This window comes from Pseudomonas sp. SDO5522_S412 (assembly GCF_054071215.1).
Window position 1 is genome coordinate 1 of sequence record NZ_JBSVWQ010000454.1, and the last position, 358, is coordinate 358.

Here is a 358-nt window from a genome sequence, read left to right on the forward strand (position 1 = left end):
TGATAGTCGAGCCGATAGGTTTCGCCGACCTCGTTTTCAATCTCGGTCAGTAACAACCGAACATTGTCATAACGGTATTTAAGCTGCGTGCCGTCCGGATTAATCCGGCGGCTGATCAGGTGCAGACCATCGGCGTATTCGTAGCGGGTGACGCGGCCCAACTCGTCGCGCTCAGCAGTGATTTTTCCGTACGGGTTGTAGCTGAATTCGCGTGTGGCCCCGTCAGGCTGAATCACTTTCAGCAAACGACCTACGGCGTCCCACTGATACTGGGTCAGCGCACCATGCTCATCCTCGCAAGCCACCTGCCGCCCCAGCTCGTCATAGCGATAACGCCGCACACCGCCATTCGCCAGTT

Annotated in this window: 1 pseudogene; it reads right to left on the reverse strand. The window is 57.0% G+C overall.

The annotated features are described in order from the left end of the window. A pseudogene (locus ACW9I6_RS32425) lies at nt 1-358 on the reverse strand (type IV secretion protein Rhs); the annotation flags it as partial.